The sequence below is a fragment of the Geosporobacter ferrireducens genome (assembly GCF_001750685.1).
Taxonomy (GTDB): domain Bacteria; phylum Bacillota; class Clostridia; order Peptostreptococcales; family Thermotaleaceae; genus Geosporobacter; species Geosporobacter ferrireducens.
Genome location: NZ_CP017269.1, coordinates 1,267,804 through 1,287,985, shown reverse-complemented (window position 1 = coordinate 1,287,985; position 20,182 = coordinate 1,267,804). Strand labels below are relative to the sequence as shown.

Below are 20,182 nucleotides of genomic sequence, written 5' to 3'. Positions count from 1 at the left end.
TTTATTTATAAGATAGACACACCGTTAAATACTATTGTATCTACTCTATATGATATAAAGGGCTGCACCTTATTATTTTGCAGCCACTGTGGAAGTAGCTTTAGGTACTTTATCTAAACTATCACAGTTTTCCAGGTTAAGAACTTCCTCTGGCGTGGTCCACGGTCTGCTTTGAATAACACTGGTTTCCTCATGGGTAAGAATGCCTTTATAAGCAGTAAGACTTCTTCTGAGGTAACCGTCTCTGCGGCAGGCTTCTTGTATGCCAAGGTTTGCAATAGCTCTGAAGTGAGGCAGAACAGAAGCTGCATAGGCAATCGAGGTAGTATGAGGTGCAGCGCCAGGTATATTGTCTACACCATAGTGTAGGATACCATCGATCTCGTAGGTTGGGTCCGCATGGGTTGTAGGCCGATAGGTTTCAATCGCACCGCCTACGTCTGCGCTAATATCTACAATCACAGAACCTTTGCGCATTTCTTTCAGCATATCCTTCGTTATCAGATGATCTTTCCTATGCTTTGGCCACTTCACACAGTTAATCACCATATCTGTTTGAGGAAGAAGTTCTCTGATTGTATGTTGATTGGAAAAAGCTGTTTGAACGTTATGGGGAAAGACTTCTAAACAATGTCTAAGCACGCCGATGTTGATATCCATTAAAGTGACTTGTGCCCCAAGTGAAGCAATGATTTCTGTAGCTGCTTTTCCTACAATACCTGCACCTAAGATCAAAACCTTTGCACTGGGAGCACCGCCAATTCCGCAGATTAATTTTCCGGATCCACCATTGATGCTGAGCAGTGAGTAAACACCCATCAAAGCGCCAAGCTTTCCTGCAACCTCACAGTTTGGAGAACCGTAGCGGTGGGTATCCTCTGCAGTAAAAGCAATTACCTTTTTTTGGAGAAGGGCATCCACTTCTTCTTTATTTGCAGCAGGATGTACACAAGCAAAAAGAATCTGGTCCGGACGGAAAAGAGGATATTCTTCAGGGAAAAACTCTTTTACCTTTACTACCATATCACATTCCTGATAGATTTCTTCCATCGTATTTCGGATTTTTGCTCCAACGCGAATATAATCTTCATTTAAAAAACCGGCTTCATATCCTGCGTTATTTTGAATAAGCACAGAATGGCCATCCGATATTAACACAGCAGCCTCTGTAGGCGTTGCGATTACCCTGGATTCATTTGATTTATTTTCTTTTAATACACCGATCTTCATATAGATTCCTCCTATTGTTGGTTTGCATAAATAAAGAGCAAGATCCATGCCAAGTGCATCGGGTCGGTTAGAGAAAGAAAATGAGATAAATCATGGGTGTCAGCTTAAAGTTTTACAGTCCGCTATAGATTAGCATGCGCTGATAAAGTAAAAAAACTGGCAACAAAACAAGGGTTGCCAGTTTGAATGTTAAATTATGGGCAGTTTATGTTATAATTTGGGCAATTTTGAAAAGAAATTTATAACAATAAAATGTTTTGAAATTTATGTGTAATTTTGTCGATTAAAAAGGGCCATATAAGTTTATTTTTCGCTGAAGGGTCTGTCTTGGTATTTTTAATAACCGGGATGCTTCAGAAACATTGCCTCTTGTAGTATGGATAGCCTGTTGAATTAATTTCTTTTCCACTTCGGTGATGGCATCTTTTAAAGGTTGAATATTTACGGGCGCATCACTGTCTTCCTCTCTGATCTCTACTATTTTCTGTTCAATATGTTCTAATTCAATGGTATCCTCAGATGGGTCCAGCATATTCATGGCATATTCGATTAAATGCTCTAATTCCCGCACATTCCCTGGCCAGTGATAATCTAGAAAAAACTGATAAACTTCTTTTGAAACGTTCTGAATCTTTCTGTGAATAGAATTGTTATACTTGTTGATAAAATAGTTCAGTAAGAGTTCAATATCTTCTTTTCTTTCTCTTAAAGGAGGAACATGAATCGCCAGGACACTCAGACGGTAATAAATATCCTGGCGCAATTGATTTTCTTGCAGACATTTTTTGGGACTGAGATTAGATGCGGATATAACTCGGACATTGACCTTGCGTTCTTTGATATCTCCCAATCTTCGAATATAACCATCCTGCAGTACACGCAGCAGTTTGGCCTGGAGGTTCAAAGGCATAGAGTTGATTTCATCTAAAAAAAGTGTACCACCTTCCGCTAATTCAAAGAGTCCCATGTTATCACATGCACCAGTGAAGCTGCCCTTTGTAGTACCAAACAAAATACTTTCCAATAGGTTTTCAGGTATTGCGGCACAATTTTGAGCAATAAAGGGGCCTTGTGAACGTTTGCCTGAATTATGAATAGCATGTGCAAACAATTCTTTTCCTGTGCCGGTCTCACCATAGATGAAAACAGGGGAAGTACCATCTGCGATTCTTTGTATATAGTACTTAATCTCCTTAATCTTCGGGTTTTTTGATATGATATCATCTAAAACATAGCGTGCTTTATCGGGCAAAAATTGTTCTTTGAAAAAATTACGATGAGTAAAGAGCAAGGTATCCATCTCAATGTCTTGGTTGAGCCGATGCTTATATCGGGTAATATCCTTTGACAATTCGATAGCGCCTAGGATTGTACCGTTTCCTTTTATAGGAAGAGAAGTATTTGTTGTCTCAATGATGGCTCCATGGATATCTTGAAAGGATTGTCTTTTTTTATGAATTGGTTTTCCAAGCTCCATTGCTTTTATTAATGTACTGTTTTCTTTCGTAATTCCCTGAAAAACTTCATACAGCTTTTTCCCGATAATAGCATCTTCGTGTATGATTTCAGGATGAAATCTAGGATTAAATTTGACAGAAAATAATATATTTCCAGAAGTATCAATAATCGTAATGCCATCTATATATTCCATATCGCTCAGAAAATCTTTCCTTGACCGCGTCATGATGAACACCTCACTGCTTGATGTATTTTATTTTCATAGATTGGTTGAAACAGAGATTTTAATTTCTTCAAGTATGTGATAAGCAAAATGCTCAGTATCTTTTTCAATACCCTCTACGGCCAATATGCTACCGGGATCATTGGCCGTAGCCATGATCGCAAAGTAGGGAGGCAGCCGGAAACCCTTGTTGATGTTGAGTGCATCAATCAGCTGTTTCGCCAGGCTGTCGCTGCCGGAGTTGCCTGATACGATGGCTGCAAAGAGAGATTTGTCATAAAACTTGATCTTATGATATAACGCAGTTAACCGATTAATAACAGCCATCAGATTTGCCGAGATCGAATCGTTATAATTCGGACAAATCCAAACCACTGCATTTGCATTTTCAACGGTTGGAAGGACTTCCTTCACCATAAAACCTCCATAAAAGCAGCTGTCTTGCAGTCCAAAGTGCCTGCAGGTGTGATAGGGACAACCGATACAGTCCAAAACCGTTCCATTTTGTACATGAAGCTCTTCAATATGGCAGTGGGACAAGTGTTTTTTTATCATATCCCATAACATCAGTGTATTGGAGGATTTACGATAGCTGGAATGCAGCACGGCAATTTGAGGGTTGCTAATCTGAATCCGGTGGTCTTCCATCAACCGTTTGCCCAACCGCTTTGACAAGTCCAAGGAGATTTGTTCCAGGGGAAGCTGGTATGTCTTTTGCCAGGTGAGCAAGTTGTGTAAACTACCCGTTGCCTCTACCACGGGATGTCCCATAAAGCTGCATCCAAGCTGATTTGCCAAGAAAATCACAGAGGCTGCTGTGCTCTTTGTGTATAATTCGCCAGCGCTATGAACCAATAATGCACCTTGGGAACCCAGCAGGGCATGCTTGCCTCGTTTAGAGAGTTCCTGAAAAATATGGAGCAGAGGGATATTGAAGCCAACTTCATCGATTTCCACCGCGAATAATATTTGTTTGTTTTGCAAATTGGGCAGGTTATTCGCTGTTTTAATAATTTTCACTAAATTACTTCCTACTGCAGCTTTTGCCATCCTTTGAAGCTGCTGAGATACCTCTCCGGGAATTACTAGATGGATCATAACAGATTCTCCAATCTTGTATAGGTATGCTGTAGTCTTTCAAGAAGCCTTTGCGGAAGTTCCAACATTTCTATTTCCGTTCCTGATGGATGATAGCGATTCCTTGCACCCATATAAACGCCTCCCATATAGGTCGCACTATAATGCCAGTTGCCTTTTATCGTAGCGATCAAGGATAGGGCTCCGGAGGAAAGTGCCGGAGCTATAAAGGGTTTAAAGCCAACCTTGCGGACCTCTAGGTTTGCTGTCTTTGCTTTCTCTGTTAAGAGCAAGGAGCGGCTTTCATGATAGTTTTCAATGCTGTCGGCAATGACTAAATCCGCTCCATGGGGGCCAAAAGCTCTGCCTTCTTTTTCGTAATGTATTGTATCTTCCTGTTGATTCGCATAATAGAGTGCACGGGCATGCATCACACCCAGACCATAACCCCGGATTTGTTCCGGTGCTAGGCCTTTGAAGTCATAAATCCCCTTTTCATCCTGATTGCTGGACAGCAACAGTGATTTACACAGTAAATCTACAGGATCAGAGACAACTGCAAAGAGTCCCTTATAGCCTGAAGCCCGTGCCTGTTTTCCGTAGATGGAGAGGATCTTTGCATTTTCCTCCAGTTGTACCATCCGTACATCTTTGCCCTCTTCACCGACAGCAGGGACCTTGGCAGCGATGCAGAATACAAAAAGATCGCAGTTAAAAACATCCTCTTCTGCGATGATGTCTACAGAAGGGAAAGGAGTATCGCTAGGTCCATATATTTGATTAATTTCGTACTGCCAGCGGAGCAGTTTTTCCTGGCTGCGGTCAAAAATACCGATACTGTCGATACAGCTGCCGCCCATCAGCCGCAGCCCCATCAAAAGAGTGCCTCCCACATCCCCAAGGCCGGCAATATGAACCCTCCATTTATGTAGAGGATTCATAGAAAATGCATTATCCCAATCTGGATAGAAACGATTGAGGGCCATGACTTTTCTATTATTAATTTTTTCGAGAAGCCAACTGGGTAGGACTGGACCGGTCTCACGCTGCTTCTGCAGAAGATTCAGTCCTTCTTTTTGAAGCTCAAGCAGACCAGGGGTGGATAGGCAGAAGCTTCTTCGAGACTGCTGAGGATGCAGTTCCAAAAGGGCATAGAGTAGCCCCTCTGTATGGCTGGCTTGAGATTCATCTATTCTAGGCAAATCTACATACTTTTTTTGAGAAAAACAAATTTTATCTTGATAAGTATAGTAGAACATCTTATTTACCTCCCCTATGAGATTGTACTGCTGTAAATTCAAGGCGATGAAGAAGCTCTAGATCGTTTTCCAAGTGACTGGAAGGATTCACATTGAGATCATAAATCATGCTCTTTCCGTGATCCGGATATCTGGGATAAATAAAAACCTCACTTAAATGAGACAAGGTGAGACTCCGCTCGTTAAGATGCTGATACTCTACCTCCAATGCCTTTAGAATCTGAATTGCGTTTTCAATGGAGACCTGTGAAAGCGAGTAAATAGATTCATTGCTGACTCCCTTGATAAAATGGGGAGAGGTATAGGGCAAAATCAGATTAATAGAGGGTATGAGGTTTTTCTGAGGATATATGCCGCGCCATAAGGTATCTCCACCCATAAAGGGATAGAGCCAAGATTCATTAAACCAATGACGGAGCTTAGGAATAAAGTAGGCACAATCTACCTCCCGATCTTGAACTTCAAGCAGTTCTTTTCCTCTCCCGGAGAGAAGACCTACGATGATTTTGCGTACTTGAATTTTTTCTTTTTGAATGAGCGGATCGACTACCTTTAGACGATAACCCTTGTTTAATAAATCATCTACTAAGATCACCGGACGGTTAAAGGAACGAATCATTTTAATCTGATTTTCCAGATTTAAATAATAAGGAAAAGCACCAATCGTAAAACTCTTCATATCAGGATAAAACATTTTCTCCGTATGAAGGGATTTGGTCACCGTATTGGGGACAATGGCGCGATTGAGTACATTGCCAAATGGGACACACATGGCCTGACCAAGTTTTCGCGGTGTTAGAGGTACAGAAGGCACCTCGTTTTCAAAGCATATTTTCTTTACAAGGGTTTCATTAATCATATTGCTGTCAAAAGAAAGCACCAGTTGTCCAGGATAAAGTTTTGTCAAAGCATTTTGTAGGCGCTTTCTACATTCCAAAATAACTTTTTGTACACGACGGCTCTCGCGGAAGGGCTCCTTGATAAAGTTTTCTACATCTAAGCTGATGGTACAGGGATGAACCATATTGACTGCCATCACAGGGCTGCCTTCTTTGCTGCAGGGAAGGTCTTGAAACCCATGATTTTGCAGTATTTCGATCAAGTCTGATGGGGTGTCTGATGAAATTCGATTGTAGTAAATTCCATAGCCATAATCATTTTTTAAACAATGGGCTAAGGTTTCAGTCAATATGATCTGATGCAAATTATTAAAACTCGTGTTTTCTAAGATAAAAATGCCATCAATCAGGACGATTCTTCCCGTATAGTTCTCACGGATGCATTGAGAAATGTGAGTATCTCGAAACTCCTGAAAGATTGCTTCGGCTGGAATCCGGTGAAATACTGAATATGCCAGCATTTTGCCTTTTTCTTTTGCATCACGGATCAGAATCATTTTGCTGCCAGGCTTTTGAAAAACCTTCTTGATGTTAATAAATGCGTCGGAATGTCCATGAAATAAACTGGAAATCTCATGGGCGAGTGAATCTTCAAGGTGGTCTCGAAGCTCAACATCGATGGAAATAGTCTGAACAAAAGATTTATACTGAGGTTCTCTTCGATATAGATTGTTATCATAAACATATTTTTGTGCCAATGGATCAATCAATTTTGAAATCTCTCTATTCTCATCAATATAACCCCTAATTTGACTAGAACTGATATCTTCGTATTGGGGTGGTAGATTCAGTTTTATGACTGGCTGAACAATTTTTGCCATGGCATGCTGCAGACGAATATTCTCTTCAGGAGAAAAATCATTATCTCGTCGCTCAAACACAATATGTGGAAATTGAAGCAGCTCATGTTGATTGCTTTCATCGCGATAGGCTGATGCATTGAGGATGACATCACTGCCTACTACCATATAAACCTGAGCGTGAGGAAAACTGTTTTGCAGTGTGTTTAGATCCTCAGGATTGGCAATGTTAATGGGAAAATCATCAGGATAGAGATAGATGTTCATTTCATCTGCTACAGACATATGAATGATATTTTGACGGATGAGATTTGGCTGTGTACGTTTGGACCAAGAGAATTCATCTACAGCCAGATACACCTCAAAACCCATATCCCGTATTTCCCGGGTAATTTCCTTATGACCAAGAGTAAAAGGGTCAAAGGAACCTGGGAAGAATGCAATTTTTTCCGGAGAATCCAGTTGGATCGCATTTTGAAAAAAAGTATAGTCCGATATGAAACGATAGATATGGTTCAGACCTGCTGAGTTCGTCAAAATGAGCAGTTCATTGTCCTCTATACCCGGCAGCAGAGATAGTATTTTCTTTGCCATAAGTTTAAAGAAGCGGTGTTTTGCCTCTAAAGTTAAAAGTTTTGATCCAAACACATCTTTTCCAATGACACTAAAAGACATCTGCTTAATCTGTGGATGATCATGAACAAGGCCATTGAGCAGAATACCCAAAAGATTTTCCAAGCGGCGGTTATAGCGTTCTTCCTCTTCTGGAAACAATTCACGATACTTTGGATAATGGGAGATGAAGATACCAATGGTTTTTAACAGCAAGGTGCTGATTTGAGCATTAGATTGTTTGATTTTCTCAATCAAATCTGCAATGATTTCATCTAACTCTACGGGTTTTAGATAAAGAATGACCCTGCCGAGATAATTAGGTATATATTTTGCGAATTGAATACCTTCAATTTCTAAGGAACGAATGAGCTCTATAGCTACATCGTTACGCTGTTCTAAGGGCAGATTGGGAAAAAGTCGAACCAGTGCTTCACCGGCCCTGCTTCGTACATGATCCATGGCACTGACTTTCAGAAGGTTACAGAAGTGCATCGCTGTATAGAGTTTGTTGATGTCGGAACTGCAAAGGGTATAGTCTAAAAGCAGTTCTACATGGACTTTTTTAGAAACCCAGTTGGTAGCAGTTTTCATATTGCTAAGAAATACATCGGATATGCCCTCCTGAAGCAGCTCATAGGGACTTTTTTCTTCCTTTTCATTTATACTATTTGGAAATAGATTGTCATAGATTTTTCCCAATAGAAAATTTTCAGCCGGAAGCTCAGAATGCTTTGGTCCATTGGAGAAAAGTACGCGAATCTGTTGTATGACCTTTGTTTCTTCTGATAAATGTCTGATGAAGAAGTATACGACTTCTAATGCAGAAATCCGAATCTCACTGTTAGCACTATCCAGTTGGAGCAGTACGTACTGAAAAATGACTGAGAGACAAGTATCATCTGTACATAACGGGATATACTTTAATGTTTCCAGAAGATCAATCTGAATATCTTCTTCATGATATTGATCCAAATTGTAATAATTCAGCAGTGCCTGTCTAAATACATGAATCTGCTCATGGGAACAGTGGGCAAAGAAAGACGCAACCAGTGCACTGATGCTATATCGAATCCACCGGCGGTGTACAGCGATGATCTTATGATCAGGAAACATACAGAGCTGGAGATATTGATGGAGCAAATCAAGTCCTGTTACTGCCGGTGTAAGGATTCTTTCACCTTCAGGGATTTCCTTTTTATAATCTTCATCAAAGCTGGCGATCAGCCGGCCAATGAGTTCGGCACACTGTCTGCGGATATCCTGCTCGGCATGAATGAGTTGTTCATAAAGAAATTTCATCATAATCAACTTTTGCTTTTGCGTGAGATAGGTAGAATATTCTTCAAAAATATCCAGATACTCCCGCAGTACATTTGCATCTGTTTCGCTTCTTGCAATTTCGATGATTTCATTTAAAGATGCTTCATCTCTTAATCGATGCATCAGGTGAATATTGTGATGAATGGCAATATACTTTATGTTTTGAGTAACTTCACTGCCGGACATGAGGGAATAATATTTTTTGAAATTTCCCTCATGTGTGGCTGAAACAACGGTTAGTTCTGTGACTATACCTATGTCGCGCATATAGTCTTCAAAGTCTTTTAGCTTTCCATAGACCCTTGTATAGCGTCTTTCCTTCAGTGTATCTACATTATCCAGCTTGCTTAAAATGACTTCAAAAGATTCTTGCAGATTATAAATTTTCATTTCTGCCTGATTTTTCTGAGCGGAGGCATTTTTTACACGAAAATCACAGTAAATCAAAATAAGAGATTCCAAAGATAGATTTTCCAGTTCCAGATCCCATACTGAATGATTTAAGGCAATATGTCCAATATAAGGGAGATTATGTTTTTTGAACCATTGATCTGTATAGTAGTAATGGAGATAAGGAACACGATTGGATTCAAAGCTTCGACAGCCATATTTCCCGATATCATGACCGGCTGCCGCGCCAGAAACCCTGCCAAGGTCTAAGGGAATCCCTTTTTCTTGCAGCTGCCGCGCAATAAAGAGAGCGAGATAATGAACACCGCAGATATGATCTAGGGTGTTATGGCCTATAACCTCATAATTCAGCTTCATCATTTCGTAAATATATTCCTCTTGAAAAGCCTTAACAAAGGAAGTATATTCCCGTGGATTTGGCAGTTGGCTTCTCTCATCATCCGTAAGAAAAACTAGAGGATATCGGCTCTGCCATGTAAGATCGCGTCCTTCTTTTTGAAATTCGGATACGATTCGAAGGGCAGTAAGATATAACTGGCAGCCCGACGCCAGATGGGAATCAAGTGTGACTTCTATTGAGTGTGGAAAAGATTTGCTCAAAGCAAATTGAAAGATGTATTCCAAAGGATTGATGGGTTTATGATCCCCCCACAGTTCCTTCAACATGTCCTGGCATAACAAATAAACTGCATTACAGCTGTAATCTTTACTCTCTGTGATCCGGTGTATTTCATTGATGAAGGCTAAGTTTTCAGTGTGCTTTTTAATAAACTCTTTTTCTAGATGATAGATTTCAAGAAAACCTTGATTGAAAAGGGCGGTACGCAGTTGGTGGTAAAGTTCTTTTGTTACAGCAGTAGTCATAAGTCTCCCCCTCGTCATGGAAATATAGTTATTAACATTATAACGTATTGTGGACAATAATAAAGACTATTCTGACTCTTCCTAAAGGATTTTTCATCTTTCATCGTTAGTTATCAATTTATGATATAAATAGGATAAACATTCAAAAAGAATTTTATAAAAGGATTGACAAATATGAAAAAACATCATACACTAATAGTGTAATAGTTAACTAGTGCACTATTAGTGTATGGGAGGTGGTCTCAAATGGAGTTTGATAATTCAAAGCCTATTTATCTGCAAATTATAGACGATATCAAAAAACAGTTAATTCGAGGGGAATTAAAGCCTGGAGATAAAATATTATCCCAACGGGATTTTGCTCAAAAAATAAAGGTTAACCCCAACACTGTTCAAAGGGCATATAGGGAGATGGAAAATATGAATTTAGTAGAAACCATACGGGGACAGGGAACTTTCATTTATAGCCGTGAAGGCATGCTGGATGAAATCAAGGAAGAAATGGCCAGTCGTGTCCTAAAGAACTTTCTGGATGAAATGTATTCATTGGGTTTTGATAATGAAAAGATTATAGAACTGGTAGAAAAGTGTCAGCAACGATTGGAGGAGGATCGATTATGATAACATTTCAAGAGGTTACGAAGCAATTTGGAAATACGAAGGCATTAGATCAGGCGACTATGGTATTTCCACTGGGGAAAATCACCGGATTTCTAGGTCCAAACGGTGCTGGTAAATCAACCAGCCTTAAAATGATTGCCGGACTCAACAGACCGGATACGGGAACAGTTCGAATCGATGGAAAGCACCCTTCCGTTGAGACAAAAAAGAATGTTGCCTATTTACCTGAAATTGATCATCTGTATCCCTGGATGACCATAGGAGAGGCTGCAGATTTTATGAGAAGTTTTTATGGAGATTGGGACCATAGTAAATATGAAGAGTTAGTAAGCTTTTTACAATTAGAACCATCTATGAGCATAAGAAAGATTTCTAAGGGAATGCGTGCAAAAGCAAAGCTGCTTCTGACTTTTTCAAGGAATGCAAAGATCGTTCTGCTGGATGAACCGCTTTCCGGTATTGATATCTTAACGAGGGATCAAATTATACAGACCATCATCCGTGACTATCGAGCAGGAGAGCAAAGTATTATTATATCAACCCACGAGATTCAGGAGATCGAAGGATTGATTGATGAAGTGATTTTTATGGACCGGGGTAAGGCTGTGCTACAAGGAGACGCAGAAGACCTGCGCAGTGAACGAAATATGTCTTTAGTAGAATTGATGAAGGAGGTATACCGCCATGGGAATTTCTAGGGGAAATATGCTCTATACCTTATATAAAAAGGATTTAAAGGCTTCCAGATTTGAACTGCTGCTTATTGTAGGAATTATTCTCGCAGTAAATCTATATATTTTCTACAAAACCACAACTGGATGGCCGCTGCAAGCAGGCTTTGTGATGAATGTTGGCGGGACAATTACAATCTTTATTGCTATATTCATAAAGGCTTTTATTACAGTTCGAAATGAATGGAAGGAAAATACGGTTTACTTGATGATGTCGCTGCCGGTATCAGGCAGAATGATCTTTTTATCAAAGATGCTTTCGCTGCTAACCCAATGGATTGCACTGGAAGCACTATTAGGATTGAGTGCGTTTCTTTTCTTAAGAGGCATGATGACTCCTGACAGCTGGGGAAAGCTTGCTGAAATTCCCTTTGAATTTAAAATAGAAGTAGTTAAGTTGGGATTTTTAATTTTCCTAGGTGCAACACAAGCACTAATCTTAGCTTTCTTTAGCAGTGTGGTCGGAAAATTATTCAAGAAATTTTCAGGATTAATTACCTTTGGCACCTTCATTGCTGGAAGTATCCTTACTTCAAAGGTATCGGACATAATAATAAATGCGGTTTCCAGGTATCATTTAGAAGATTTGGGCAATAGTCAAATAAACTTTTCTAATGGTACGGCATGGGTTACAATTTTTCCAAACAATATATATATTGCCCTCACGGTAGTGCTTATCGGAGTTTCTGCAGCCCTTTTCTTCGGTACAGCAGCGATTTATGACCGTAAAGTAGAATTATAACAATGGCTTTATTCAAATATTGATCTATAGGTGTGTGATTGAAATCCTGGTTTATATGCGGAATGACGAGGACGTCGATCCCTACATTTCTGTTTTAGATTTACGTAGGGAACGGTGTTTCACCGTTCCGTTGAATATTAAACTTCTCAGTCACACATCTATAGATCCGTAACTGAAACGTTGATTTAAGCCCTATTTTTTTCTGGATTCTGGTAGGGATCGACCTGTGTGTCCTCCTGAAAATGAAGTGGGTAGCCTATAGATAGGTGTTTTTTATATATCCAGAAATATTTATAGAAAAAAGCTATCATATACCTATAAATTATAAGGAATTACTATTGGTAGGCCTTTATCTCCCTGTGATAGACTTCTCTTAGAAAGCTGGATAAGCTTTTAAATAAGCTGAACAATAAGGGGGAAATAGTTATGAGACCACCAATTATGGAAGAAGTAGAAGCCCTAAGGGGAATCAATTCTGTCAAGGTTAAGGAAGCAAGTGAAGCAGGGAAAAAAGTTGTAGGAATGTATTGTGTATTTTCACCTCAGGAAATTGCACTAGCAGCAGATGCCATTGCAGTAACCCTGTGCGGTACAAAGCAGGAACCCATTGAGGATGCAGAAAAGCACTTACCGAGAAATCTCTGTCCATTAATCAAATCTAGCTATGGATTTGCTATCACAGATAAATGTCCCTATTTTTATTTCTCAGATGTATTGTTGGCAGAAACTACCTGCGATGGAAAGAAAAAAATGTATGAATTGATGGGGAAAATCAAGCCGATGCATATCATGAATCTTCCTCAAACGTCACAAGGGGAGGATGCACTAGAAGCTTGGAAAAATGAAATGGTAAAATTCAAAAACTACTTAGAAGAGAAGTTTCAAGTAGAAATTACAGAGGAGAAGTTGAAGGACGCTGTTAAATTGATGAACCGGGAACGCAGAGCTATGCGCAAGCTTCATCAGCTCAATGCCCATAAGCCAGCACCGCTTACAGGAATGGATATGATGCTGGCCCAATGGCTAAAAGGCTTCAATATAGATAAAGAAGCTGGGATAGAGATCATTGAACGTTTAATTGCTCAGGTAGAAGAACAAATTGAAAAAGGCATTTCACCATTTACAGCAGATACGCCAAGAATTCTTTTAACAGGATGTCCGATCGGCAGTGGCTCTGAAAAGGTTCTAAAGATCATTGAGGAAGCTGGTGCCAGTGTGGTTGCATTAGAAAACTGTACGGGATATAAAGGGTTAGATGTACTGGTAGACGAAGAAAAGGAACCGATTCAAGCACTGGCTGAAAAATATCTCGCTACACCATGTTCCTGTATGACGCCGAATAATGGCCGCTTGGACTTAATTGAAAGAATGGCGAAGGAATATCAGGTAGATGGGATCGTGGATTTGACATGGCAGGCCTGTCATACCTATAATATTGAATCTTATACAGTTCGTCAGTTTGCAAAAGAGAAGCTAAACTTGCCATTTATTCAAATCGAAACGGATTACTCCGATTCCGATGCTGGACAGTTAAAGGTAAGATTGGAAGCCTTCTTGGAAACAATAAAATAAAGAAGCTAAGAGCTCCTGGAGTATGGGGCTCTTTATAAATTATCATATAATATGGATATACATACAAGGATGTGATCAGGTGATTAGCATTGGGATCGATATGGGATCTGTGGCAGCGAAGGCCATAGCCTATGATGGTAAAAACATCATCTCGAAAGTGATTCTGCCAACGGGGTGGAGTCCAAAGGAAACGGGACAAAAAATTCTTGAGCATTTTTTACAATCAGGCCTGATGGGGAAGCGGGAAGAGGCTGTGATCGTAGGAACGGGTTACGGAAGGATTGCTCTCCCCTTTGTGGATAAAAAAGTTACAGAAATTACCTGCCACGGGAAAGGTGCCCATTATCTGAATGCTGGCGTTCGTACCGTGATTGATATTGGCGGACAGGACAGCAAGGTCATCAAACTGGACCAGAAGGGCTCAGTGGTGGATTTTTTAATGAATGACAAATGTGCGGCGGGGACAGGACGATTTCTGCAAGTAATGTCTCACGCATTAGAGATCGATGTCAGCGAACTTTCACAGTTTGGCAGAGGCGCAGTACCGCGCAGTATCAACAGTATGTGTACTGTATTTGCAGAGTCCGAGGTTGTCAGTCTTATGGCTGAAGGGGCTTCGAAGGAAAGCATTGCAGCAGGGTTATTGCAGTCTGTAGTAAACAAAACCTATTCACTGGCTAGTAAGATAGGGGTGGAAGGAAAAGTTTTCTTTTCAGGTGGCGTATCTCAAAACCCCTTATTAGTGGAGTTATTAGGGCAAAAGCTGAATACAGGGATATTTTTTTCCGAACTGTCCCAGTTCAATGGAGCAATCGGTGCTGCTGTAATCGGCTATGAAGCCTTGAGGAATGAGTAGTCATTTCACTGGGGTTCTTTAAGGATACTACAGTAGATTGAGATAATTTCCTCAAGATTATAGAGAAACACCAGCAGATTGATTACATCATCAACTGGGAAATTACTATGCTCAGCATTTAGAATAAACCAATCTTTCGTTTCCTGGATATCAGACAAGATAGATGAAAAGGCCATTTGGAGCTTATTGTTCTTTAAGCAATTTTCAGGAACCATAGGCTCCAACTCTTTTAGAAGGAACTTATTTTTCATCATAGCTTCTCGAACCGGTGCAATCACCCGTTTATGAATGTCTTTGCCAAGGATTTGCCGGATTGGATGTAAATGCTGTAAAATCACTTTGGCTTGGGTTACAGTGTCCAGCATCTCTCTGCTATGCATACTACCGTGAGACATTAGCTTTTCATCCTTAATTTGCAGCAGCAGCATTTTTTCCGATTGCTGCAATCGGAAAGAAATTTCTCCTAAGTGATCATCTAATAATAAAAGATCTTTTTCGTTCCCATCTAAAAGGATTTCCAGCATTTCAATGATGGTTCCGAGGATTTCCTTTAAGGCTTTTTCAACAGAAGCAAAGGCTTTTTGGTGATAAACTGGAGGATAAATGCTAAAGTTTATAATCAAGGCAATGCCAATACCTAAAGAAGTATCAATCAGCTTACGAAAAGCAAAATCTATATATTCACCTTCAGCATTGAAAAAGACTCCTGCAAATACGATACTGGCCATTACAATAGAGTCCTGTAGTTTTAAATGATTCATAATAGAAATCAATACAATCGTACCGAGACCCGTCAGTATTGGACTTTCAGAAGATATCAGTACGAATCCCAAACCTACAGCGGCACCCAGTGAGGTACCCAAAAGTCTATTGATTCCAGTCCGCCATGAATCCGAAACCGTAGGCTGCATAGCAATAAAGGCAGAAATTACAACAAAAAAGGGATTTTTAATTTCCAAGAGCGGGGCAATTAAGATGGATAAGCCTACTGCAATACCTGTCTTGATGGTGCGTAAACCAATTTTCATTTCTTTCACCTATACTCCTTCTTTTTGTATCTATAAAAATGATGCAGCTTATAGCAGTTATTAGGTTACAAGGGGATGAAATCCCCTGCAGACTGTTGAAAATCCCTTATCTTCTTCGTTGCTGCAAAAATCCAGCATCCTTACGTATTACTGTATACGCTGCGGTCGCTAGATTTTCTTGCGCCTCGAATCTAAGGAATTTTGAACAGTCTGGATATTGTTGACTTTTTCAACAACCTCAAGGGAATGAAATCCCCTGCCGCCTTCAGGAAGGTGCTCAGACAGCTTTACTGTCGTCGATGCTCTTTTTATAGGTTTTTACAGGAGGGAATTTATTATACAGGGCAATTCTTTAAATCCCTGCAGAAGGAAATAGAAGTTGATTTATCGAATGAATCAAGGTAGTATTATAGAAAATATAGCATAGGTTACGTTTGGACATTTGGCAGAATAAAATCTATGGTGAAAGCAGGTGTAGGTATGCGTTATCATTTTTGTCCAAAATGTGGAGGAACCCTAAGTATCGAAAAAACAAAGGATCCCAATAAACCAAAGTGCACCCAGTGCAGTTTTACCTTCTATCAAAATCCGGCAGTAGGGGTGGCAGCCATCGTTATTAAGGATAAAAAGCTGCTGATGGGAAAACGGCAAGGAAGCTATGCGGGACAATGGTGTATTCCTTGTGGTTATGTAGAATGGGATGAAGACGTGTATGATGCAGTTGTCCGGGAATTTTTTGAGGAAACAGGATTAAAGATCAACATATCCTATGTCTATACAGTATTGTCCAACTTCCACAACCCGGCACAACATACGGTAGGAATTTGGTTTATGGCGGAAGTGGCCTCGGGGACAGAAGAAGCAGGGGATGATCTGGAGGAAGTCGAATATTTTTCTTATGCGGATATGCCCGTGCTTGCATTTCCAACGGATAGGGACGTTATTGAAAAGCTGAAGACAGAAGGATTCATCAACTAAGGAAGAGGTTTTTAAAAGGGGGATAAGGTAGTGGAAATATATTTAGATAATGCAGCCACTTCATTTCCAAAGCCGCCGGAGGTAGCCAAAGCCGTATATGAGTATATGATGCATAATGGCGCGACGGCTGGCAGAGGTGCTTACGAACGGGCGATGGAAGCGGATCGAATGGTCTATGAAGCAAGAAAGCTTGTTGCAGAGCTATTTCATTTTAATGATCCGAAGAAGGTCATCTTTACAGCAAATGTGACAGAGGCTTTAAACCTAGCGATGTATGGCATGCTAAAGCAGGGAGATCATGTGATCACAAGCAGCTTGGAGCATAATGCAGTATGGCGATGCCTAAAAACTTTGGAAAGAGACAGGGGGATTAGCATCTCAACCATTCCTGCAACAAAAGAAGGATTCACAAATCCCGATGATATTGCAAAGGCAATACGGCATAACACAGCACTGATCATATTTACCCATGCATCCAATGTACTGGGAACCCTTCAACCGATTCGAGAAATTGGCGCAATCGCACGGCAGCACAAAATTCCTTTTATGGTAGATGCAGCGCAAACTGCAGGGGTATGCCCCATACATATAGAAGAAGACCATATCGATCTGTTAGCTTTTACAGGACACAAAAGCCTTCTCGGGCCTATGGGTACGGGGGGATTGATCGTAAACTGGGACGGAAAGATCCGTCCGTTAAAACATGGTGGAACAGGAGGCGACTCGGCCTATGAATATCAGCCGGAATACTATCCAAATAAATTAGAGACTGGGACATTGAATGTCAGTGGTATTGTTGGTCTTAGGGAAGCTTTGCGGTTTATACGAAACGAGGGTTTAGAGAATGTACTGAAGAAAGAAAAAGAGATTATAGCCTACGCACTAAATCGTCTTAGTGAGGTTAAGGATATTATTATCTATGGGCCGAAGGATGTAGAAAAAATCGTAGGTGTGATTTCCTTTAACATCAAGGGGATCTCTGGAGAAGATATCGCTTATCGTCTCGATCAAGAGTATGGCATAATGATACGTGTAGGACTTCATTGCGCTCCTACGGCCCATTGTGTTATTGAAACTGAAAAAGAAGGAACAATGCGAATTGGCATTGGGTACTTTAATGAAAAATCAGACATTGATAGTCTCGTAGAGGCACTTAAAAAGATTTCAGGGGATTATTAGAGCAGAAAGGGGATGTGGATAGAGATGTACTTAGAAGAAATAAAAATGACACGTATACAACCTTGTACCGCAGATTCAGGAAGGATGAAATTTAAAGCAAAATTCTCAAGAGATGTTTCTGAGATATTACCCTATATCAATGGAAGGATGCAAAGGGCTATATATCATAAGACTGCAGGCACTTTAACCTTTCATAAGGAATTTCGCATGATAACCATTTATCCTGAAAAGCTAGCAGTTTCAAAAGTAATTAACGAAACCGATGCTTTTGAGGTAATAAGCCTGGTACAGGATTTGATCAATGATACCTATGAAAAAAGAGATGAGATAGAACCCTTATATGAAATGCGAGAGCGGATTAGCCCCATCGAGGTTTATAAGCATCTGCCAAAATTAAACTGTAAGCGATGTGGTGAAATGGCTTGTATGGCCTTTGCATCAAAAATAGTCAGTAGTGCCCAGAACATTAAACGCTGTTTACCGCTTTATGAAGAAGAATATAAAGGGAATTTAGAAAAACTGGATACAATATTACAAATTTTAGGATATGAATAAGATTCCTCGTTGACAACGCACTTATATGATTATAATATAAACATATAAGTATATTATTATGAAGGAGGAAGATGCATGCTGATTCAAGTACTGGGACCAGGCTGTAAAAACTGTAAAACTGTAGAGTCGAATGTAAAAGAAGCATTACAGGCATTGAACATGGAAGCAACGGTTGAGAAGGTAACTGATTTTTCAGATATTATCAATCTAGGAGTCATGAAGACACCGGGCCTCATCATTGAGGGAGAAATAAAGGCATCGGGAAGAATTCCTTCTACGGAAGAAATCAAAGGATTTCTTACTAAATAATTTCTTTGTTCGTACTATGAAAAAACCTATCCTGTGATTTTAGGATAGGTTTTTACAGTTAGTCACAAAGTAGCGGAGTCAGGGGGACGGTTCGAGTGTCACCGAAGCATAGCGAAGGTCCGGAGGGAAGACGATGGAACCGTCCCCCTGGCGAAGCGGATGAGGTTGAAAAATTCTGACACTTCATCATTGGAATGATCGGTTTAATATTCATATGAATATAGATGCAACCAAGCAAGAATGAAAATAGAAGGGTGTGATAAAAATGAAAAAAGGGAGAATTTCTCCTTGGCTGCTCAATTATATTCGCCAGCGGGGGAATGCGATGAATGTTACCCGCAGAATAAGCCTTAAAGGGTGATGATCCATCTTTAAGACACCATCAGGTCTGATGGGAGAACCAGAAAACCAAGAGAATTTTGAAGTATTTGAAATTGAGGATGTAAAACTATATATTGAAAAAAGCATATTAGAAGATTATGTTCAAAAAAATGTACTGCTGATTAATATTGAAGGAGCTGGAAGATATCCGTTATACATTACCAACGAGGCTGAGAGCAATGGATTGAATTCATCTGAATAGAAAAGGATAGGATTTTCATAAATGCGAAATATTATAATAGACTGGTTCATAAAGCAGTCTATATTTTTCATAAACACATTGACACATATCTATATATAATGCATACTATATATAGATATGTGTCAATGTTAACCTTTGGAGGTGATGAGGTGAAAGAATATATTGAAATGTTTAAGGCCTTAGCGGATGAAAATCGACTAAGGATTTTATGTATGTTATCTTGTGGTGAGCTATGCGCCTGTGATATACAGGATAGCCTAAACTTAACACAGCCCACAATCTCACACCATATGAAAATATTACAGCAGGCAGGATTAATTGAGGTAGAGAAAAGAGGTAAATGGGCCTTTTACGCGATAAAACAAAATCAAATTGATGCCTTGTGTCGTTTCATAAAGGATGCTACTTCAAAAGCTCATGAAAAAGAGGAGTTTAAAAATTACTGCGCATGTAGTAGAAATCGATGTATTTGTGATGAACAGTAAATAAACCAATAAAATACTTCATTCTAAGGAGGTAATCAAGATGAAAAAGAAGATAATCATTAGCATTTATGAACCGCCGATGTGTTGTTCAACAGGCATATGCGGTCCATCTCCTGACACAAAACTAATGGACTTACAGGATGCAATTAAGCGATTGGAAAAAGAATTTCCAGATGTACAGATCAACCGATATTCTATGAATTTTAACCCTAAGGATTTTATGCAAAATCAAGAAGTTTTTGCTAAAGTTCAAGCAGAGAAAACGAATGCATTACCGATTATCACAATCAATAATGAGATTGTAAAGGAAAAAGATTATTTGAGCTATGATGAATTTGTGGAGGAAGTATCGAAAAGATTATAGACCAGCAATCCAAGGAGGTTAAT

At 39.8% G+C, this 20,182-nt stretch carries 18 protein-coding genes; 12 read left to right on the top strand and 6 right to left on the bottom strand.

All coding sequences use genetic code 11. The annotated features are described in order from the left end of the window. Positions 1-72 precede the first annotated feature (72 nt). The 5 genes from Gferi_RS06540 to Gferi_RS06520 all read right to left on the bottom strand — a co-directional run bounded on the left by Gferi_RS06540 (position 73) and on the right by Gferi_RS06520 (position 10,156). On the bottom strand, positions 73-1,230 hold the full coding sequence (locus tag Gferi_RS06540; protein ID WP_069974819.1) for an alanine dehydrogenase: 1,158 nt from the start codon (positions 1,228-1,230) through the stop codon (positions 73-75). A gap of 283 nt (positions 1,231-1,513) precedes the next feature. Beyond that, positions 1,514-2,914 carry a sigma-54 interaction domain-containing protein gene (locus Gferi_RS06535; protein ID WP_069974818.1) on the bottom strand — a complete coding sequence of 467 codons (1,401 nt, stop codon included), beginning with the start codon at positions 2,912-2,914 and terminating at the stop codon, positions 1,514-1,516. A gap of 33 nt (positions 2,915-2,947) precedes the next feature. Continuing rightward, positions 2,948-4,009, bottom strand: coding sequence for a flavodoxin family protein (locus Gferi_RS06530; RefSeq protein ID WP_069974817.1), 1,062 nt, complete (start codon positions 4,007-4,009; stop codon positions 2,948-2,950). Then, positions 4,006-5,247, bottom strand: coding sequence for a Rossmann-fold NAD(P)-binding domain-containing protein (locus Gferi_RS06525; protein ID WP_069974816.1), 1,242 nt, complete (start codon positions 5,245-5,247; stop codon positions 4,006-4,008). The genes Gferi_RS06530 and Gferi_RS06525 overlap by 4 nt, the downstream gene beginning before the upstream one ends. A gap of 1 nt (position 5,248) precedes the next feature. Beyond that, positions 5,249-10,156 carry a nucleotidyl transferase family protein gene (locus Gferi_RS06520; protein ID WP_069974815.1) on the bottom strand — a complete coding sequence of 1,636 codons (4,908 nt, stop codon included), beginning with the start codon at positions 10,154-10,156 and terminating at the stop codon, positions 5,249-5,251. A gap of 246 nt (positions 10,157-10,402) precedes the next feature. Here Gferi_RS06520 and Gferi_RS06515 point away from each other — a divergent pair, with 246 nt between their 5' ends. The 5 genes from Gferi_RS06515 (at position 10,403) to Gferi_RS06495 (ending at position 14,678) form a co-directional block, all read left to right on the top strand. After that, positions 10,403-10,777, top strand: a complete 375-nt coding sequence (locus tag Gferi_RS06515) for a GntR family transcriptional regulator (protein ID WP_069974814.1) — start codon at positions 10,403-10,405, stop codon at positions 10,775-10,777. After that, positions 10,774-11,475 carry an ABC transporter ATP-binding protein gene (locus Gferi_RS06510; RefSeq protein ID WP_069974813.1) on the top strand — a complete coding sequence of 234 codons (702 nt, stop codon included), beginning with the start codon at positions 10,774-10,776 and terminating at the stop codon, positions 11,473-11,475. The genes Gferi_RS06515 and Gferi_RS06510 overlap by 4 nt, the downstream gene beginning before the upstream one ends. Then, positions 11,462-12,250: a hypothetical protein gene (locus tag Gferi_RS06505; RefSeq protein ID WP_069974812.1), complete on the top strand. Its 789-nt coding sequence runs from the start codon at positions 11,462-11,464 to the stop codon at positions 12,248-12,250. The genes Gferi_RS06510 and Gferi_RS06505 overlap by 14 nt, the downstream gene beginning before the upstream one ends. Positions 12,251-12,676: 426 nt before the next feature. Then, entirely contained in the window at positions 12,677-13,822 is a 1,146-nt protein-coding gene (locus Gferi_RS06500) for a double-cubane-cluster-containing anaerobic reductase (protein WP_069974811.1), read from the top strand. A 79-nt stretch (positions 13,823-13,901) separates the two neighbouring features. Further along, a complete protein-coding gene (locus tag Gferi_RS06495) occupies positions 13,902-14,678 on the top strand; it encodes an acyl-CoA dehydratase activase (RefSeq protein ID WP_069974810.1) in 777 nt (258 codons plus the stop codon). A 5-nt stretch (positions 14,679-14,683) separates the two neighbouring features. Here the strand turns inward: Gferi_RS06495 and Gferi_RS06490 are convergent, their stop codons facing one another. After that, positions 14,684-15,706, bottom strand: a complete 1,023-nt coding sequence (locus tag Gferi_RS06490; RefSeq protein WP_236932750.1) for an FUSC family protein — start codon at positions 15,704-15,706, stop codon at positions 14,684-14,686. A 480-nt stretch (positions 15,707-16,186) separates the two neighbouring features. On the opposite strand from Gferi_RS06490, the gene Gferi_RS06485 reads away from it, so the two are divergent. The 7 genes from Gferi_RS06485 (at position 16,187) to arsD (ending at position 20,159) form a co-directional block, all read left to right on the top strand. Further along, entirely contained in the window at positions 16,187-16,684 is a 498-nt protein-coding gene (locus Gferi_RS06485) for a nucleotide triphosphate diphosphatase NUDT15 (protein ID WP_069974808.1), read from the top strand. A gap of 30 nt (positions 16,685-16,714) precedes the next feature. Continuing rightward, positions 16,715-17,863 carry an aminotransferase class V-fold PLP-dependent enzyme gene (locus tag Gferi_RS06480; RefSeq protein WP_069974807.1) on the top strand — a complete coding sequence of 383 codons (1,149 nt, stop codon included), beginning with the start codon at positions 16,715-16,717 and terminating at the stop codon, positions 17,861-17,863. 45 nt (positions 17,864-17,908) lie between these two features. Continuing rightward, the gene (locus Gferi_RS06475; protein WP_236932704.1) at positions 17,909-18,418 is read left to right on the top strand and encodes a (Fe-S)-binding protein; all 510 of its coding nucleotides are present in this window, start codon (positions 17,909-17,911) and stop codon (positions 18,416-18,418) included. A 75-nt stretch (positions 18,419-18,493) separates the two neighbouring features. After that, positions 18,494-18,727 carry a thioredoxin family protein gene (locus tag Gferi_RS06470; protein ID WP_069974805.1) on the top strand — a complete coding sequence of 78 codons (234 nt, stop codon included), beginning with the start codon at positions 18,494-18,496 and terminating at the stop codon, positions 18,725-18,727. Between the two features lie 391 nt (positions 18,728-19,118). After that, on the top strand, positions 19,119-19,310 hold the full coding sequence (locus Gferi_RS06465; RefSeq protein WP_069974804.1) for a hypothetical protein: 192 nt from the start codon (positions 19,119-19,121) through the stop codon (positions 19,308-19,310). Positions 19,311-19,459: 149 nt separating this feature from the next. Next, on the top strand, positions 19,460-19,795 hold the full coding sequence (locus Gferi_RS06460) for an ArsR/SmtB family transcription factor (protein WP_069974803.1): 336 nt from the start codon (positions 19,460-19,462) through the stop codon (positions 19,793-19,795). 40 nt (positions 19,796-19,835) lie between these two features. Continuing rightward, on the top strand, positions 19,836-20,159 hold the full coding sequence (gene arsD / locus Gferi_RS06455; protein ID WP_069974802.1) for an arsenite efflux transporter metallochaperone ArsD: 324 nt from the start codon (positions 19,836-19,838) through the stop codon (positions 20,157-20,159). Positions 20,160-20,182 lie beyond the last annotated feature (23 nt).

What these genes read in the sequence shown, in the direction of transcription:
- Gferi_RS06540 (WP_069974819.1), bottom strand. Translation starts at nt 1,230, where the DNA reads ATGAAGATCGGTGTATTAAAAGAAAATAAATCAAATGAATCCAGGGTA.
- Gferi_RS06535 (WP_069974818.1), bottom strand. Translation starts at nt 2,914, where the DNA reads ATGACGCGGTCAAGGAAAGATTTTCTGAGCGATATGGAATATATAGAT.
- Gferi_RS06530 (WP_069974817.1), bottom strand. Translation starts at nt 4,009, where the DNA reads ATGATCCATCTAGTAATTCCCGGAGAGGTATCTCAGCAGCTTCAAAGG.
- Gferi_RS06525 (WP_069974816.1), bottom strand. Translation starts at nt 5,247, where the DNA reads ATGTTCTACTATACTTATCAAGATAAAATTTGTTTTTCTCAAAAAAAG.
- Gferi_RS06520 (WP_069974815.1), bottom strand. Translation starts at nt 10,156, where the DNA reads ATGACTACTGCTGTAACAAAAGAACTTTACCACCAACTGCGTACCGCC.
- Gferi_RS06515 (WP_069974814.1), top strand. Translation starts at nt 10,403, where the DNA reads ATGGAGTTTGATAATTCAAAGCCTATTTATCTGCAAATTATAGACGAT.
- Gferi_RS06510 (WP_069974813.1), top strand. Translation starts at nt 10,774, where the DNA reads ATGATAACATTTCAAGAGGTTACGAAGCAATTTGGAAATACGAAGGCA.
- Gferi_RS06505 (WP_069974812.1), top strand. Translation starts at nt 11,462, where the DNA reads ATGGGAATTTCTAGGGGAAATATGCTCTATACCTTATATAAAAAGGAT.
- Gferi_RS06500 (WP_069974811.1), top strand. Translation starts at nt 12,677, where the DNA reads ATGAGACCACCAATTATGGAAGAAGTAGAAGCCCTAAGGGGAATCAAT.
- Gferi_RS06490 (WP_236932750.1), bottom strand. Translation starts at nt 15,706, where the DNA reads ATGAAAATTGGTTTACGCACCATCAAGACAGGTATTGCAGTAGGCTTA.
- Gferi_RS06485 (WP_069974808.1), top strand. Translation starts at nt 16,187, where the DNA reads ATGCGTTATCATTTTTGTCCAAAATGTGGAGGAACCCTAAGTATCGAA.
- Gferi_RS06475 (WP_236932704.1), top strand. Translation starts at nt 17,909, where the DNA reads ATGACACGTATACAACCTTGTACCGCAGATTCAGGAAGGATGAAATTT.
- Gferi_RS06470 (WP_069974805.1), top strand. Translation starts at nt 18,494, where the DNA reads ATGCTGATTCAAGTACTGGGACCAGGCTGTAAAAACTGTAAAACTGTA.
- Gferi_RS06465 (WP_069974804.1), top strand. Translation starts at nt 19,119, where the DNA reads ATGGGAGAACCAGAAAACCAAGAGAATTTTGAAGTATTTGAAATTGAG.
- arsD (WP_069974802.1), top strand. Translation starts at nt 19,836, where the DNA reads ATGAAAAAGAAGATAATCATTAGCATTTATGAACCGCCGATGTGTTGT.